Source organism: Halomonas sp. AOP22-C1-8, assembly GCF_052378905.1.
GTDB lineage: Bacteria > Pseudomonadota > Gammaproteobacteria > Pseudomonadales > Halomonadaceae > Vreelandella > Vreelandella citrativorans.
The window spans coordinates 1-16,153 of sequence record NZ_JBQSYD010000028.1 but is presented as its reverse complement, the minus strand read 5'-3'; the positions used below and the strand labels follow the sequence as shown (position 1 = coordinate 16,153).

At 52.9% G+C, this 16,153-nt stretch carries 16 protein-coding genes and 1 pseudogene; 9 read left to right on the top strand and 8 right to left on the bottom strand.

Features of this window, described 5'->3' with window-relative positions; translation table 11 throughout:
• Positions 1–29 precede the first annotated feature (29 nt).
• The gene (locus ACT3TY_RS14330; protein WP_192526546.1) at positions 30–1,040 is read right to left on the bottom strand and encodes a DctP family TRAP transporter solute-binding subunit; all 1,011 of its coding nucleotides are present in this window, start codon (positions 1,038–1,040) and stop codon (positions 30–32) included.
• Between the two features lie 176 nt (positions 1,041–1,216).
• Between ACT3TY_RS14330 and ACT3TY_RS14325 the strand changes: the two genes are divergently transcribed.
• The 5 genes from ACT3TY_RS14325 (at position 1,217) to ACT3TY_RS14305 (ending at position 7,137) form a co-directional block, all read left to right on the top strand.
• On the top strand, positions 1,217–2,056 hold the full coding sequence (locus ACT3TY_RS14325) for an IclR family transcriptional regulator (protein ID WP_192526545.1): 840 nt from the start codon (positions 1,217–1,219) through the stop codon (positions 2,054–2,056).
• On the top strand, positions 2,056–3,225 hold the full coding sequence (locus ACT3TY_RS14320) for an acetyl-CoA acetyltransferase (RefSeq protein WP_192526544.1): 1,170 nt from the start codon (positions 2,056–2,058) through the stop codon (positions 3,223–3,225). The genes ACT3TY_RS14325 and ACT3TY_RS14320 overlap by 1 nt, the downstream gene beginning before the upstream one ends.
• A complete protein-coding gene (locus ACT3TY_RS14315) occupies positions 3,222–4,823 on the top strand; it encodes an acyl-CoA synthetase (protein WP_444628698.1) in 1,602 nt (533 codons plus the stop codon). Before ACT3TY_RS14320 ends, ACT3TY_RS14315 begins: the two co-directional genes overlap by 4 nt.
• Positions 4,820–5,680, top strand: coding sequence for a hypothetical protein (locus ACT3TY_RS14310; protein WP_444628696.1), 861 nt, complete (start codon positions 4,820–4,822; stop codon positions 5,678–5,680). Before ACT3TY_RS14315 ends, ACT3TY_RS14310 begins: the two co-directional genes overlap by 4 nt.
• A gap of 218 nt (positions 5,681–5,898) precedes the next feature.
• On the top strand, positions 5,899–7,137 hold the full coding sequence (locus tag ACT3TY_RS14305) for a PDDEXK-like family protein (RefSeq protein WP_444628695.1): 1,239 nt from the start codon (positions 5,899–5,901) through the stop codon (positions 7,135–7,137).
• On the opposite strand, the gene ACT3TY_RS14300 is transcribed toward ACT3TY_RS14305, so the two are convergent.
• Positions 7,134–8,351: a PcfJ domain-containing protein gene (locus ACT3TY_RS14300; RefSeq protein ID WP_441679976.1), complete on the bottom strand. Its 1,218-nt coding sequence runs from the start codon at positions 8,349–8,351 to the stop codon at positions 7,134–7,136. The genes ACT3TY_RS14305 and ACT3TY_RS14300 overlap by 4 nt on opposite strands.
• 167 nt (positions 8,352–8,518) lie before the next feature.
• On the opposite strand from ACT3TY_RS14300, the gene ACT3TY_RS14295 reads away from it, so the two are divergent.
• Positions 8,519–9,088: a hypothetical protein gene (locus ACT3TY_RS14295; RefSeq protein WP_444628693.1), complete on the top strand. Its 570-nt coding sequence runs from the start codon at positions 8,519–8,521 to the stop codon at positions 9,086–9,088.
• A 79-nt stretch (positions 9,089–9,167) separates the two neighbouring features.
• On the opposite strand, the gene ACT3TY_RS14290 is transcribed toward ACT3TY_RS14295, so the two are convergent.
• Positions 9,168–10,130, bottom strand: a complete 963-nt coding sequence (locus ACT3TY_RS14290) for a ribonuclease Z (RefSeq protein WP_444628691.1) — start codon at positions 10,128–10,130, stop codon at positions 9,168–9,170.
• 474 nt (positions 10,131–10,604) lie between these two features.
• Here ACT3TY_RS14290 and ACT3TY_RS14285 point away from each other — a divergent pair, with 474 nt between their 5' ends.
• On the top strand, positions 10,605–11,732 hold the full coding sequence (locus ACT3TY_RS14285) for a glycerol dehydrogenase (protein ID WP_087110182.1): 1,128 nt from the start codon (positions 10,605–10,607) through the stop codon (positions 11,730–11,732).
• A gap of 254 nt (positions 11,733–11,986) precedes the next feature.
• Here the strand turns inward: ACT3TY_RS14285 and ACT3TY_RS14280 are convergent, their stop codons facing one another.
• The 4 genes from ACT3TY_RS14280 to ACT3TY_RS14265 form a co-directional block, all read right to left on the bottom strand.
• Positions 11,987–12,634, bottom strand: a complete 648-nt coding sequence (locus tag ACT3TY_RS14280) for a glutathione S-transferase (RefSeq protein WP_444628690.1) — start codon at positions 12,632–12,634, stop codon at positions 11,987–11,989.
• A 60-nt stretch (positions 12,635–12,694) separates the two neighbouring features.
• Positions 12,695–13,348 (bottom strand): DsbA family oxidoreductase, encoded by a 654-nt coding sequence (locus ACT3TY_RS14275; RefSeq protein ID WP_444628688.1) that lies wholly within the window; start codon positions 13,346–13,348, stop codon positions 12,695–12,697.
• Positions 13,349–13,439: 91 nt separating this feature from the next.
• Positions 13,440–13,856 carry a lysozyme inhibitor LprI family protein gene (locus ACT3TY_RS14270; protein WP_444628687.1) on the bottom strand — a complete coding sequence of 139 codons (417 nt, stop codon included), beginning with the start codon at positions 13,854–13,856 and terminating at the stop codon, positions 13,440–13,442.
• A 107-nt stretch (positions 13,857–13,963) separates the two neighbouring features.
• Positions 13,964–14,809, bottom strand: coding sequence for an EamA family transporter (locus ACT3TY_RS14265; protein ID WP_444628686.1), 846 nt, complete (start codon positions 14,807–14,809; stop codon positions 13,964–13,966).
• 264 nt (positions 14,810–15,073) lie between these two features.
• Here ACT3TY_RS14265 and vapB point away from each other — a divergent pair, with 264 nt between their 5' ends.
• Entirely contained in the window at positions 15,074–15,304 is a 231-nt protein-coding gene (gene vapB, locus ACT3TY_RS14260; protein WP_444628685.1) for a type II toxin-antitoxin system VapB family antitoxin, read from the top strand.
• A gap of 11 nt (positions 15,305–15,315) precedes the next feature.
• Positions 15,316–15,702: a type II toxin-antitoxin system tRNA(fMet)-specific endonuclease VapC gene (gene vapC, locus ACT3TY_RS14255; protein ID WP_444628683.1), complete on the top strand. Its 387-nt coding sequence runs from the start codon at positions 15,316–15,318 to the stop codon at positions 15,700–15,702.
• Between the two features lie 100 nt (positions 15,703–15,802).
• Here the strand turns inward: vapC and ACT3TY_RS14250 are convergent.
• A pseudogene (locus ACT3TY_RS14250) lies at positions 15,803–16,153 on the bottom strand (MBL fold metallo-hydrolase); the annotation flags it as partial.

The window sequence follows — 16,153 nt, the reverse complement described above, 5'->3', positions numbered from 1 at the left end:
TCAGAGTTATTGTCAGTAAATGCTATTCGTTATTGCTGCTTGGAACTTTCTATCGTTTCGACAAAGCTGGAAACGATGTCAGGACCGACTCTTTCAGCCCAGATATCAAAGGCAGGTGCCGTTGCTTGCCTAAATACCTCGATCTCTTCCGGGGTCAATTCGGTAATATCCATGCCTTGTTCACGAAGGAAGTCGACGCCCTCAGCCGTATTTTCGCGTGTAATGGCGAGCTGATGCGCCATGGCCTGGTCAGCCGCTTGCTGAACCATCTCCTGCGTTTCAGCATCGAAGCTTTCCCAACGCTGCTTGGAAATGCCTAAAAAGATAGGGTCATACGAGTAGTGCCAGAGCGTTATATAGTCTTGCACTTCATAAATACGCTGGGGAATGATAACGGCACCAATTCCATTTTCCTGACCGTCAACAACGCCTTGCTGCAATGCCGAGATCGTCTCGACCCACTGCATTTGCTGCGGGTTGGCGCCCAATGCATCCATAACATCAACATACATAGGACCTGCCACGCGCATATTTAACCCGCGCATATCGTCAGGGCTACGAATCGGCCGTTTACTATTGGTCAGTTCACGAAAACCGCTTTCACCCCAGGCCAGCACCTTAACGCCCTTTTCATCCATGATCTCTTCAAGCAACTTAACCGGCTCGCCGTTCATGGTGGCGTCTACCTGATCATAACCGTCGTAGAGATAAGGCAGTGAAAAAACAGCCATTTCAGGTATTAACGGCGTGACATTAATGGCGGAGGTCATCACTAAATCAATAGCGCCCCTACCCACCATTTCAAACTGGCGCATCTGGTCGCCACCCGCTAACTGCGAGTTAGGAAACGTACGAACCGACAGTTCGCCTTCTGAGGCTTCATTTAACAAGTCGTTAAAGAGTTCAGCGGCTTCATGCCACGTGGTGGTGTCACCGGTGTTATGAGAAAGCCTTAATGTTTCAGCGGATGCCGCACTGGCAAAAAGCAAGCTTGCAGCAGAGGTGGCCCAGACAGTTTTTAAAAAAGCATGGCGTTTCATTATGTTCTATTCCTCGTGGCGTATCCGTGCTAACGCACTTGATTGTTATAATCCACAATATGGACCATTCGTTATATATACGACAATAAAAATTTGCCAAAAGCACTCCAGAAAGTCAAAGTATCAGCAAAATAAGCTCAATACACGCGCCATTAAAACAACAATCGGTCCATAATATGGAACACAAAGCCTTAATAACGGAGAGCACAACCGCTGGTGCACAAAGCGTCGACCGTGCACTGGGGTTATTAAGCCTGATTGCTCGACAAGCCGAAGGCAGCTCACTGGCCGATTTAACCAGGCACAGTGGTTTAAACAAGCCCACGGTAAGACGATTGCTGCTGGCACTTATTAATGCAGGAATGGTAGAGCAATCGCCCGCTAATCATCATTATCAATTAGGCCCAGAAGCCTATTTGCTGGGCCACAGAGCTTCCGAGCAACATAACCTGACGCGACTGGCTACGTGCAATGTCGCTCGTTTAGCGCAGCGAACGGAAGATGCCGCCTGTCTTTCTATCCGCCGAGGCCACTTCTCGCTGTGTCTGTATCGTGAAGACGGCGTTTATCCCATTCGGACCCATGCCCTTGTGCAAGGCGCCTATCATCCTCTGGGAGTAGGCGCAGGCTCACTCGCCATGTTGGCAGCGCTGCCTGACGCTGAAATTACCCACGTATTAGATGCACAACGCCCGCTCCTTGAACAGCAGTACCCCCAACTGGCTCCAGAGCATATGGTAAACCTGGTGAACGAAACGCGGTTGCAGGGCTATGCCGTTAACCCTGGGCTGGTGTTTGCGGATTCATGGGGAATCGGCATTGCCCTACGTTGGCCTGATGGCGTACTGGCCGGCTCACTTTCGCTAGCAGCGATAGAGAGCCGTATGCAGGAACCACGTCGTTCCCAAACGCTTGTGCCGAGATTAAAAGAAGAGGCGTTAGCGATTGAGCATCTGTTAGCCGCTGAATTTACAAGACATCAAACATCTCCCACTCCCCTCGCCAGGAGCAAATAATGACAAAAGCACAGATCGTCGGTTGGGCCCACTCCCCTTTTGGAAAATTGCCCGAACCCGACACCCAAGCGCTGATGCAAAGCGTGGTTCAGGATGCGCTCGTTCATGCAGGCGTCGATCATGAGGCTATCGACGGCATTTTTGTCGGTGTCTATAACAACGGTTTCTCGGCTCAGGACTTCCAAGCAGCCCTGGTGGCGATGGGCGACGAGCGCTTTGCGCACACGCCCGCCACGCGTTACGAAAATGCCTGCGCAACAGGCAGCGCAGCGCTGCATGGCGCGCTCGACTTTATAGAGTCTGGGCGTGGGCGCATCGCCCTGGTCATCGGCGCTGAAAAAATGACGGCAACGCCCACTGCTGAAGTGGGCAACATTCTGCTAAGCGCCAGCTATCACCGTGAAGAAGCCCATATTGCGGGGGGCTTTGCGGGGGTGTTCGGCGAAATTGCGGAACGTTACTTCCAAACCTACGGGGACCGCTCCTACGAACTCGCCATGATCGCGGCCAAAAACCACGCCAACGGCGTGTTTAACCCCTATGCCCAAATGCGCAAAGATATCGGCGTCGATTTCTGCGCCACCGTTTCAGACCACAACCCGACGGTCGCAGGCCCTTTGCGTCGCACAGACTGCTCGCTCATATCGGATGGCGCCGCAGCCATGATTATTGCCGATGCTGAGACGGCCGCTCAATTAAAGCGTGCGATTGCCTTTCGGGCACGAACGCAAGCCAATGACTTAATGGCGCTTTCAAGACGAGACATATTGGAGTTTCGTGGGGCATCGATGGCCTGGCAGAAAGCGCTCGCAAGCGCTGACGTCAACATTATGGATTTATCCCTCGTCGAAACACACGACTGCTTCACTATCGCCGAGCTGCTTGAGTACGAAGCGATGGGGCTCGCCAAGAAGGGGGAGGGCTATCGTGTTATTCAGGAAGGTATCACGCAAAAAGATGGCGCCTTGCCCGTCAATCCATCCGGCGGGCTAAAGTCCAAAGGTCATCCTATCGGCGCTACGGGTGTTTCCATGCATGTAATGGCCGCCATGCAGTTAATGGGTGAGGCGGAACAGATGCAAATACCCAATGCAAACCTGGCTGGCGTCTTCAATATGGGCGGCGCGGCCGTCACTAATTACGTGTCTATTCTGGAGCGTGTGAAATGAGCCTGAATGAACACAATAGCGTCATGCCTGTTTCTACCCGAGTAATGAACCTGTCTCACCTTCTCACCGAAAGCGCGCGCCGCTTCTCGAATGAGATTGGCTTTGTATGGGGCGAAAAGACCTGGACATGGAAACAGATGGAGGAGCGTTCACAAGCGTTTGCGTACGCGCTCCGCCATGAAATGGGCCTGCAAAAGGGTGACCGCTTACTGGTTCAGTCCTCCAACTGCCACCAAATGTTTGAAGCGATGTTTGCCTGTTGGAGAATAGGCGCCGTATGGGTGCCGACCAACTATCGTCAGTCGCCCGACGAAGTGGCTTACCTGGCTGAATCCTCTGGGGCAAAAGGCCTGCTTTGTGGCGCCAGCTTTACCCATCACGCCGCCGCTTGTGCCCCTCTTATTGATGTGACGATCTCGATTGGAGAGAGTGATTTCGCCGTCGATTACGAAACGCTGGTTGAACGCTTTTCAGGCCAGCACATGCCAGCCGCCGCGGTTAATCGCGATGACCCTGCGTGGTTTTTCTTCACCTCTGGCACCACCGGACGCCCCAAGGCAGCCGTACTGACCCATGGCCAAATGGCCTTCGTTGTCACTAACCATTTATGTGACTTGATGCCAGGAACCAACGCCTCTGACGCGTCTATCGTCGTCGCGCCTCTGTCGCACGGCGCGGGCGTTCATCAGCTTGCCCAAGTCGCTCACGGCGTTAAAACCATACTCCCGGCGGACGAGAAATTTGACCCCGAGGTGATTTGGCAGCTTGTGGAAAAGTGGAACGTGACCAACCTATTCACCGTGCCCACTATTGTCAAAATGCTCATTGAGCACTCCAGTGTAAAGCGGCATGACCACTCCTCCTTACGCTACGTTGTCTACGCTGGTGCGCCCATGTACCGGTCCGACCAGGTGAAAGCGCTGGAAACATTAGGGTCTGTGCTGGTTCAGTATTTCGGGCTTGGCGAGGTAACCGGCAATATAACGGTGCTACCCCCTGCGCTTCACCACGTTGACGATAACCACATGAAAATCGGGAGCTGCGGCTTTTCGCGTACCGGCATGCAGGTGCAAATTCAGGATAGCAACGGTGCTGAAGTGGCCGCCGGTGAAACGGGAGAAATCGCCGTCATCGGGCCGGCTGTTTTTGCGGGCTACTACAATAACGCCGAAGCCAATCAAAAGAGCTTTCGAGATGGCTGGTTTTTAACGGGTGACCTGGGCCATCGGGATGAAGAAGGATTCATTTACCTGACCGGGCGCGTTTCGGATATGTATATATCGGGCGGCTCCAACATTTATCCTCGCGAGATCGAAGAGAAGCTGCTTAGCCATCCTGCCATTTCCGAAACAGCCGTATTGGGCGTACCTGACCCTGTCTGGGGTGAAGTCGGCATGGCCGTGTGTGTGCTTTACCCCGGCCAGCCACTGGATACTGCCTCCTTGAATGCATGGCTGAGTGAGCGCATTGCTCGCTACAAGATGCCTAAAAGCTACGTATTCTGGGAAGAAATGCCCAAAACGGCTTACGGAAAAATCACTAAAAAGCTCATTCGTGAAACATTAACTGAGCGTGGTGAATTACAGGAGGCAACATGAGTTCTCCTCCCAGCAATGCGGTAGCGCTTGGCTATATCGAACACCCAGGCACGCCTGCACAAACGCGCTACCAGGCGCAGCTCTGCCATACACAAGAGCGATCACTCACGCTTGAAGGCGGCCAAACGCTACATGACGCCATCGTCCAGGCGCTTCAAAAGCAGGCCATCTCGTCAGCGTACTTAACGATCAATAATGCAGCGATGCAAACGCTTCACTATGTCATCCCGGGCGATGACCCAAGTGGGCAACATGCTGCCTGGTATAGTGAAACGCATCGCTTATCACCACCGGCAAACATACACACCGCAGGCATTCATGTAGGCCTGCGTGATGGTGAACCTTTCCTGCATTGCCACGGGATATGGCAGCAAGGCGATGGGCATACCGCGGTTGGCCATCTGCTAGCGCCCGCGTCGATATTAGCCAATGACATTGAGGTGTCGTGTATCGCGATAGAAGGCGCCTATTTGGCCGTCACGGCTGATGAAGAAACCCGGTTTCCTCTTTTTGCGCCTTACCAAGGCGCCAGCAGCGCCGCTAAGCCCAACGCCCTCTTACTGACGCTACGCCCCAATCAAGACCTCAATGCCGCCATCGCAGCAACCGCTAAACGCTACGGGATTGATACGGCACAGATCATGGGCCTTGGAAGCCTGGTACAAACCTGTTTTACAGACGGCCACCAGCTTAAAAGCCACGCGAATGAAATACTGATACTCGATGGAACGTTGAAAGATGGGCAGCCCTCACTTCAAGCGGTCTCTGTCGGTATCGGCGGCGAACAACATCAAGGAGCGCTTGCCCCTGGGTGTAACGCTATCTGCGTTACCTGTGAGCTATTGCTGCGCTTTTAATTCGCTCTTATCAGTTAACGTAGAAGGCGTTATCGCCAAGTGGCTCGCTTGGCGCTGATGACGAATACCGACAGTTTCCCTTAACGCTATGCTATCGCGTGACCAATTATCGCTGGATAATTTAAGGTTACCTAGTCATACGATTCGCATTCGCCAATAGTATAATTAGGCAGCAAGCTAATGGACGGGACCCATTTACCACTCTTTAGGATTAATCAATGTCTTCAGAATCGGCCGATTTGGCAGCGTTGGAGCGTTTTTTCGAGAAATTGGCACTGCTGCCTAAACCAGAACCTTTAACACCCAATTTGTTTTCCGTTGCAGGGCCAGGTCAGCATGAGAACCGGCTATCCAACTTAATGGCCTTCTTTATGGGCGGCTATCCCGGCGCACCGCACTGGTTAGCCAAGGCCATTTTGCATGCGCTAGCTCGTAAGTTTGATCATGACGATCAACAGCAAGTCGACTGGGAAGCAATCACTACCGAACGGGAAGTAGGAAGCTGGAATGTTGAAAGCGAGTCAACCAAACGCTTGGACTTAGTGGTTTCGGGAAACGACTTCGTATTAGGCATCGAGCATAAAGTATGGGCTGCAGCGACGAATAATCCGTTTTATGCCTATGACAAATTGCTGGAAAGCTATGCGGTTACCACCTACAAGTGCGTTTTATGCCCGGATGACACCAAAGAAGATGTTCGGATACCCGCCCGTAACGCAGGCTGGCCGACGCTATCCTACTCGGAAATAGTGGCCTCGGCGTATGCACTTTACGGGCAAGACGTGGCCCCGTCCAATCAGACAAAGTGGCAAGTTTTCTACCAGGAATTATTACAGCATCTCGCCTCTATCGCCCACCCAACTGAAGAAAAGACGATGACAAAAAACGAACTGGATTTTTCGTTAAAGCATTTCAATAGCTTATATGAAGCATCTCAACGTTTGAAACAATTCGAGCAAGAACTGGTGGCGGAAGGTAAAAGTCATATTGCTGCTGCATTGCAAATAGCGACGACAGACATTAATACCAAAAATAACCCCGAGGACTGGGGTGACAATATAAAAGCCTGGCGCTTTTCCCCCAGTACTTGGGGTAATTCAGGAGCTGCCCAAATATGTCTCATTTATTATCCTTCTTCAGTGTCAGAAGGCGATGAAAGTATCGGTTTTGAAGTTCGAGTATATCTGGAAAGCCAAACAAGCAATGACCCTTGGCTAAAAAATATCGAGCAAGCTTTCCTGGACGTAACGCCTGTCACTAAGCAGCCGAGCTGTAGTTGGTACAGAGACGGCAATGACACGCATACCTGGTACGAAGTTAAAGGGCGCTGGTTAGCATTGAGTGCATGGCCCCACGAGTACACTAAAGCAGGCGCCATGAAAGCGCTGGGCGATTTAGCTAAATGGGTGAACGAGCACGCCTTCCTGCCAGAAGCCCAAGCCACAACCCACGCCTAATAGTGAGCAGTTAACCATCGCTGTATTGCCTCAAGTGACGCCTCGCTCGGTAATGCATTGCAATAGCCACGTATTTCTTGCACTCCCCACTGGCTGCCTTGTGGGGAGAGCGCGATGGTTAACGCTTCTGGTGCTTCCATGTGGTAGACAAATACCTGGCGAGCGCTGACTTGTGCCGCATAACTGCCAATGCAGTGATGCATTTGCTTGCCTTCAGCCAGTAAGGCATCCCAACTTTCCAACGCAACAATATCGGCATTGCCCGGAATGGGCGCTTCAGGATAATCACCGTACTGCAGTGCCAGTGCAGCGGCGTGGTTAACCTGGCTTAAAGCATTGAAGCGCTCTACGAGATTATCATGCAGTTGCTGTAACACGTGGATATCGTTTACGCGATAAAGCCGGGTACCGTTGGGTGCAAGGCGCTGGATGTCTTCGGCCATGCGTTGTAACCAAGCGATTTCGTGCAGCGGCATATTCGGCTCAACCATCTCCAACAGCTTTGGCCAAGGAGCAGGAAAGCGGTTAAGAAACCACAAATGGTTAAGGTTGGGGCGTGCGAGATGCCGTAATAGCGCCACATCATCAGGCTGTTGCAAACATTTGCGTGCATAGCACAGCTGCCAACTCGTCATTGGCGCCAATGGAATACGACGTAGCAGCCTGGCGAGCGAAGCAGATCCCGGTAGGCCAATCATTTCCAATAATCGAGCGCGTTTTTCTGAAAGCCAAGCGGCTAATTCAGCTTGTTCAATCGTTAACTTCTGTGCCCAATCAAGCGTGAGGATCAACAGTAACGGAGAATCTTGCGCTAATTGTCTGGCAGCTGGTAAGCAGGCACAAGCCTGGTAAAGGGCATAACGCACAAAAGGCGCGTTATCACCCAACGAGACAAGTTCAGAAGGTAGCCCCTGTCCAAGTACGTTGCCTTGGGCACTCAGAACATCAAAAGGGAGGCCGGGCGCCTGGAGAAAGCGGCTTTCCGCCACAACGACTCCGTCGCTGATACTTCTCCAACAGAAAGGCCTAGAGCCTTGCCAACCTTGAATCTCAAGCGCCAGTGGATATCCAAGGTGTGGAGAAAGGTCCAATAAATGCCAACCAGTCTCCTCAACGCTGTGTTTGAGGTGCTTCGAGAAACACGTCCTGATGTGATACCAGGCATGGTCAAATGCCTGCTTTATCAAGGTGGTGCCAAACAGCGTACGATTCATCGTGGCTCCTGCCATCAATATTACTAACCACGCGCTCTATCTCAAGCACTGCCTTTTTCAAGTACTGAATTTTCTAAATGATACTGAATATTAATGCAGCGGTCTGTGAGCTGAATACGCTCAGAAGGTGTTAGTGACTAATATAAGCACCGTGTTTTAGCGAATATATGAGCAAAAAAAAGGGTAGTCTATTTCTGGTAAAGCTCGCTATTGGGAGTGCTGTACCTTTAATCTCCGCCAAAGGGCTTGATCAAGACGAATCTCAGATTACCCTTCAACTACCCCCACCGCCGGTGACTCTCGCCATGATGAAAACAGCGTTAACCCTATCGTTAGTTTTATGCGCCATGACATTGATTAGCGGGTGTAACGACGACAACACCGCCGCTTCCAACGCACCTGCACCAGAGACTGAAGCCGGGCAAAGCCAGCCAGACCATGAGATGACCGATCAGTGGGTTGGCCGATGGATCGGTGTGGAAGGGTTATTTCTGGAGGTCAGCCAAGATGATTCCGCTGGCCCCGGCCATTATCTGCTTGAAATGCAGTACGGCCTGGACGCCGACCAACACGGCACATTCGAAGGGCAAGCTACAGACGACGGCATTAGCTTCAGCCGCGATGACGGCCAGCAGCGACTTCGCGCCGGAGACGGCGAAGCCACCGGCTTGAAATGGCTAGCGGAGAAGGAAGACTGCCTGGTAGTTCAGGCAGGCGAAGGTTACTGCCGCGACTGATTTTCCCGGCAATCACAAGAAGCGGCTACCTGCTTTCGGGTAGCCGCCCATTCGCAAGAATCGTTAAAACCGGGAAAACTTATTCGCTCGCCACTTCAGCAAAGTGGCCCGACTTATCCAGGCTAAATTCAAGAAAATCTCGCGCAAGGTAAAGCGCGCCCGAATAGGCGCTTTGGGCCTCTTTGCGGATATCCTCGATAGAGGGCGATGCCAGGGGGTTGAGCTGATAACGCGGGCTAAAGTGCGTCAGCACCAGGTTGGGCAGCGCTACCGATTCGGCAAAATCAGCTACAAGCCTGGCGTAGCTATGCCCCACCTCAAGCGCCTTCTGGGCCATTTCCTGCGTATACGTGGCTTCATGCACCAGCACTTGCGCCCCAGCGCACGCTTCCCACAACAGCTCAGGCTGGGCATTGTCTCCTGCGATGACCACTTTCCTGGCCTCATGCTTGAGGAGTAAGCACTCATGGCTTGTTAATGTCTCCCCCGCGAACTCAATATCGAACCCTCTTTTCAACTGCCCCCACAACGGCCCTCTGGGAACCCCCTTCTGGATGAGCTTTTCGATGTCCAGGGCAGCGTCGATGTTTTTCTCTGTCAACGCATAGGCATAAGACGCCACCCCATGGGAAAGTTTGAACGTGGCAACTGCCATGTTTTCAAACTCAATGCTCGGCAGGTCATCTGAGCAGATAAATTCCAGCGCGAAGGGCAAACCTAGCTGCGTGGCCTCGCAAGTAGCCTCCAACCACGCTTTGATGCCTGCGGGTGCGACAATGGTAAGCGGCGCTTTCCGACCGTTCATTCCCGCGCTCGCCAGTATGCCCGGTAACCCATAGCAGTGGTCGCCGTGCACATGGGTAATCAAAATGGCGTTTAATGAATGAAACGACAGCTTCGTACGCAAAACCTGATGCTGGGTGCCCTCTCCACAATCAATCAGGTACCAGCCTTTGCCCTTGCTCTCGCGCAAAGCAATGCCAGTCACATTTCGGCTTTTGGTGGGCACACCGGCGGAGGTGCCTAGAAACAGTAAGTTCATATTCTTCCGGGGCATCTATTGATTGGTATCGGCATGGCCGCTAAACAGTGAGAAAAATACACCAGCCAACGTGTGAATCGGTTGAATAGCCGCCATTATTCGTATGCATCGCTCATATTGCCACGACTCCCCAAATTTAAAGAGATCATTACTCCCTCATTAATAAACAATAAAGTCAGGTACTGAAACATGCCCTGCGATATCAATATCTTGAATACCCAAAACGCCACTTAACTTCCCCGAGTGTCACGCTTTACCGATACCTTCGGTAGCCCGCTGTAACAAGTGGTCGGCAAGGCCTCTGCCGAAATTAGCCAGCGTTCCCCCATCCTGGGTGGTAAGCATTTGGCACTCCTTTATTTAGCTGACAGCGGTCAACATAAGCGCTAATAAGTCACACGACCGCAATACACATGCACCTTTCATGTGTTACCAATGGTCAGGCAACCCACTCTCTTTTAGGGACGATTTGCCATGACAGCCATCAACGAGAAAGTCTTCATCAGCCCCGGCCGCTACGTGCAGGGGGAAGGTGTTACCGCCCGCGCCGGACACTATGTGTCAGCGCTCGGGAAAACGGCGCTGCTGATTGCCGACGATGTGGTTTGGGACATCGCGGGTAAGGAGCTTAGCGCGAGCCTGGAAGGCGAAGGCGTCAGTTTCGAGCGTGCAGTGTTCGAAGGTGAGGCTTCTACCCGCGAAATCGACCGCCTCGTTGAGCTCGGCCGCAAGCAGCAGGCAGATGTCGTTATCGGCTTTGGTGGCGGTAAAGCCATCGACACTGCCAAAGGTGTGGCTGAAAAGCTCGAAGCAGCCTGTGCCATACTGCCAACCACTGCTTCTACCGATGCGCCTACCAGCGCCTTGTCAGTCATCTACAGTGACGATGGCGAGTTTGAGTCCTACCGCTTCTACAGCAAGAATCCCGACCTGGTGCTGGTCGATACCGGCATCATCTGCAAAGCGCCGCCGCGTTTTCTGGCCTCGGGCATTGCCGATGCACTGGCCACCTGGGTTGAGGCACGCGCCGCTATTCGCGCTAACGCCAACAATATGGCGGGCGGCAAAGCCACACTGCTGGGCGCCACGATTGGTGAGAAGTGCGAAGACATCCTCTTCGAGCACGCCATGCTGGCCTATCAGGCCAACGAAGCGCAGATCGTCACGCCATCGTTTGAAGCCGTGGTCGAAGCCAACACACTGCTCAGCGGCCTGGGCTTTGAAAGCGGCGGCCTCGCGGCAGCGCATGCCATCCATAACGGCTTTACCGCCCTGCACGGCGAGATTCACAACCTGACCCACGGCGAAAAAGTGGCCTACGGCACGGTCGCGCAGCTGATTCTCGACCAAGCGCCTCAGGCGGAGCTGGAAGAGTATTTAGACCTCTACCTGGCGCTGGGCCTACCGGTGACGCTGAAAGCACTGAAGCTCGACCAGGCAAGCGAGGAAGATCTTTATCGTGTAGCCGAAGCGGCGCTTAAAGAGGGTGAATCAAGCCATAACCTGGCGTATGAGCTAACGCCCAAGCAGATTGTTCACGCTATTAAAGCGGTGGATGTGCATGCGCGGGCGTTTATGGAGAAAGTGGGATTGAGCGAGTAAAGCCAAGAGGCACATGGCGCCACGTGTGTGGCGCCATATTGATCGACTAGCCCTCGCGCCGGAAATCAGGTAGTAGCCGTCGAGGATGATACCCGGCACCGCATTCATTCCGGCTTCCATGAAGCGCTGCTCTGCCGCACGAACGTCATTCGCGTACGGATCAGAGCGGGCGATGGCCTCAGCGGCGTCGCCATAAAACCCTACCTCAATGGCCTTCGTGAGAAAACCGACAAGGAATTAACAGGTAGCGCTTTTCAAAATGGAAAAACCACCACGTCATCCCCTTCTTGCCATGGATGAAACTTGGTCATGGCCTGCAGAAAAAACGCGTGTTCCAACCAGTGTTGTAGCCACCGCTGCAGGTGCGGGTAAGGTAGGCTATAAAAAACATCGCGATCTACATGGGCGAATTGGCGGATAAAAGGCATGATGCCAATATCAGCAATGGTCGCCTTATCTCCCAGAAGATAAGGCTTTTGAGTCAGCTTCTCCTCTAAAACCTGTAAAAAAGCTTCACCCCGTTGCCGGTACTCTGCCTGGGTCATTTCGAGATGTCGGTCGGCGTATTTATAGCGATCCAACCAATGTTTAAATTCATTATCGTTTTGCTCGATCAGGACATTGGCCTGAGTCCTAACCTTCGCATCTAACAGCCCTTGCGGATCTTGTTGCTCAAGCGCCCACACCATTATTTCTCGGCTCTCTTCGATCACAGTACCATCAAAAAGCTGTAAAACAGGCACAGTGCCTTTCGGGCTAATCGCTAGCATCTGGGCCGGTTTGTTCTTCAATGTGATTTCGCGCAGCTCCACCGGTAACTCAGCAAACAATAAGCCGAGCCGGGCACGCATGGCATAGGGGCAGCGACGAAAAGAGTAAAGGCGATGAAGTGATGACGTCATGGGCATTTTTCACAGTTGAATTGAAGTCAGTAGACTCGGTGATCACTCTAATGCGAGACGTTAGCCGTTCGCGTTTTCTTCAGCCACCTGACGAAGCGCATCGACCAGCACGTCAGCGGGCTGGGCGCCAGAAATCAGGTAGCGGCCGTCGAGGATGAATCCCGGCACCGCACTCACCCCCGCCTCCATAAATCGCTGTTGTGCCGCTCTAACCTCGTCCGCGTACTGATCAGACAGGGCAATGGCTTCGGCAGTGTCACCGTCAAGCCCAACCTCAATGGCCTTTTCGCGAAGAACCTCTGGGTCTGAAGGGTTTTTCGCCTCACCGAAGTAGGCATCAAACAGGGCCAACTGCAGGGCTGTCTCTTGGTTTTGCGTTCCAGCCCAGGCCAGCACGCGGTGGGCGGCGAAGGTATTGTTCGCCCGCCGCTCCAGGGCGCCACGGAAATTCAATCCCAGCTCTTCGGCGACCTTCATGATCTCACGCTGGGACTGCTCCATGGTGGCCGCGTCCTTGCCGTACTTTCGGCACAGGTGTTCAAGTATTGGCTCACCCTCGGGCGGCATGTCGCGGTTGAGCTCGAAGGGCTGCCAGTGCAGCTCGATTTCGATTTCGCCCTGCAGGGTTTCCAGCGCTTGTTCCAGGCGGCGGTAGCCGATGGCGCACCACGGGCAAGCAACATCGGACACCAGGTCAATTCTCAACGTCTGCATTGGGCAATCCCCTCATTCGATAAAACTGAAGAAGGCATGGTACGTGCCTATAGAAAGTAACGACAGTACCGTCATGTAACGAATAAAGGCGTTACTCGATAGTGGGTTCCGGTAACACCGGCGGCGTACTGTCCATATAGGTCAGGAAGTCTTGCCAGATGTCGTGCGTTCGCTGTTTCGTTAAACGAGTACTGCACGTAATGCCCATGACGTTCCGAATGCTCCCCTCGCGCCACTGCGTATAGACAGCGCCGCAATGGGCAGCGGCATACGCCTGCCACTGCTTTTGAGCCACCTGGATAGCATCGACTAACGCAGGATCAACCGCGTTATGCTCAACGCTCGTTTCCAGATAGTGGGTGAGTACCTCCTCGGCGATCTCTAACTCGATAGCCGCGCACCGATTGGTCTCGAGCGTGTTCATTATATTATTGAAATCAAGCGCCTCGTCGTCAGCCACGGCTGCAAGCGACAGCGTAGCGAGCAGTATGAGTAGCCACTTTTTCATTTTTTCCCCGAACGCACATAAAGTGCTGACCAAGCGAACACAACCGCCATGTTCTCACATTCGATACCAGGGAGATCATCTTTCGTCCTACTACTGATGGGCAGTGGCTAAGGCTTATAACGCGTCAACGCAATGCCGCAAGCGATCAGCCCCGAAGACACAAACCGCCATACGCCGAAGCCTTCTTTCAGAATGATGGTGGAAATCAGCGCGGCGAACAGCACGCTGGTTTCGCGTAGCGCCGAGACCATGCCGAGCGGCGCGTAGGCCATGGCCCATATCACGATCCAATACGCACCGACCTGCATGCCACCGCCCGCAATGGCGGGCGCCAGATTGCTGCCTATCACTTTTTTTATTTCCTTGGCTTTCCACGTAAGCGCAATCGCGAACGTCAGCAAGCCATTGCCGAGCGTCAACAACACCGCAAAGCCGAGTACCGAGCCAGCTTGCCGAGCACCCAGACCGCCCACCAACGTATATGAAGCGATAAAGGCGCCCGTACCGAGAGCAAGAAGGATAGCGCGAGGATTTCTGGTGATACCGGTGCTGGTATCGAAGGCTAGCGACATCACGCCGACCCCAAGAAACAGCACGCCGAGTAATGGGATAAAGCCCAGCATTTCACCCGCGAACGCGACTGCGCCAAGGGTCACGAGTAATGGCGCCGACCCGCGCGCGATGGGATAAACCTGACCGAAATCACCATAGTGGTAAGCCATGGGCAGGCAAAAGTGATAAGCGGTATGAATCAATATGGCTAGGCCAAGAAGTGGCCAGCTAGCAGGATCAGGGAGCGTCACGAAAGGCAAGGCGAGTGTAGAAACCAGACTGCCCAATAAAGTAATCACCGCCATGACGGCAATCCTGTCGCCACTCACTTTAACGATGGCATTCCAGCTGGCGTTGAAGATGGCAGCGAGCAATACGATCAACGTTATTTCTAGGCTCATGTCACCGTATCCTTGAGCGGAAGGGTAAAACGTTAAGAAAAAATAGCTTTCCCAGCATAGCTCAAATCCCTACGTCCGTTGGCATTGCTACTTTCTGCTCACACACCATTTCATATTCTCTATTAAGCTCTACTGTATAGCCCCTTTTTTTAAACGACACAGCAATGTATATCCCATTGACATATCCCAAAATACGATCATACTTAAGAAGTACGTTACGTCGTGTATTTAGCGAGTAAAAGCAGCAATAATCAGGAGATAGCCATGGAAAAAGCAGCGGTGTTTAAAAGTAACCGTAGCCAAGCGGTGCGTATGCCTAAGTCTCTCGCGCTGCCAGAGGACATTAAACGCGTAGATGTTATTGCGTTGGGCCGTGCGCGCTTAATTACTCCCGTAGGTGAAGCGTGGGATAGCTGGTTTGATGGCCAAAGTGTCACTGCAGACTTTATGAGTGAACGCGAGCAACCAAACGAACAGGAGCGCGAAGCGTTTTAATGCTTAAGTACATGCTCGATACCAATATCTGCATTTTCACGATCAAACATAAACCCCCTCATGTTCGTGAGACCTTTAACCAGCATAGCGACCAGCTATGCATCAGCACCGTGACACTGATGGAGTTGGTGTATGGTGCTGAAAAGTCTGCTTCTCCTGAGAAGAACTTAAGCGTGGTAGAGGGGTTCGCAGCCCGGCTGGATGTTCTTGATTACGGCTCCGGTGCCGCCTATCACAGTGGCCTGCTACGTACAGAGCTAGCCAAAGCAGGCACACCAATAGGACCCTATGATCTGATGATCGCTGGGCATGCTCGCTCAAGAGGGCTGATTCTTGTAACCAATAATCTACGTGAGTTTAATCGCGTACCAGGGCTTAGAGTAGAAGATTGGATTTAAGCCCACCTCACGCACACCATTACCTCACCAAATCATTACTGCTTTAGTAGCCGCCTTCCTAGCAGTAGCGTTGGGTCGCATAGATCAAAACATAAAGAGACTACTCGCCCGCCACTTCAGAAAAGTGGCCCGCTTTATCCAGGGTGTATTCGCCAAAATCCCGTGCCAGATAAAGCGAACCCGAGTAGACGCGCTGGGCCTCCTTTCGGATGTCTTCAATGGAAGGCGAGGCAAGGGGGTGGAGCTGGTAACGGGGGCTAAAGTGCGTCAGCACCAGATTGGGAAGCTGTACCGATTCGGCAAACGCAGCGACAAGCTTGGCGTAGCTATGCCCGACATCACCAGCCTTCTGGGCCATCTCTTCGGTGTAGGTGGCTTCATGCACCAGCACCTGGGCGCCCGCGCACGCCTCAAACAACAAGTCAGGCTGGTCATTGTCCCCAGCGATCAC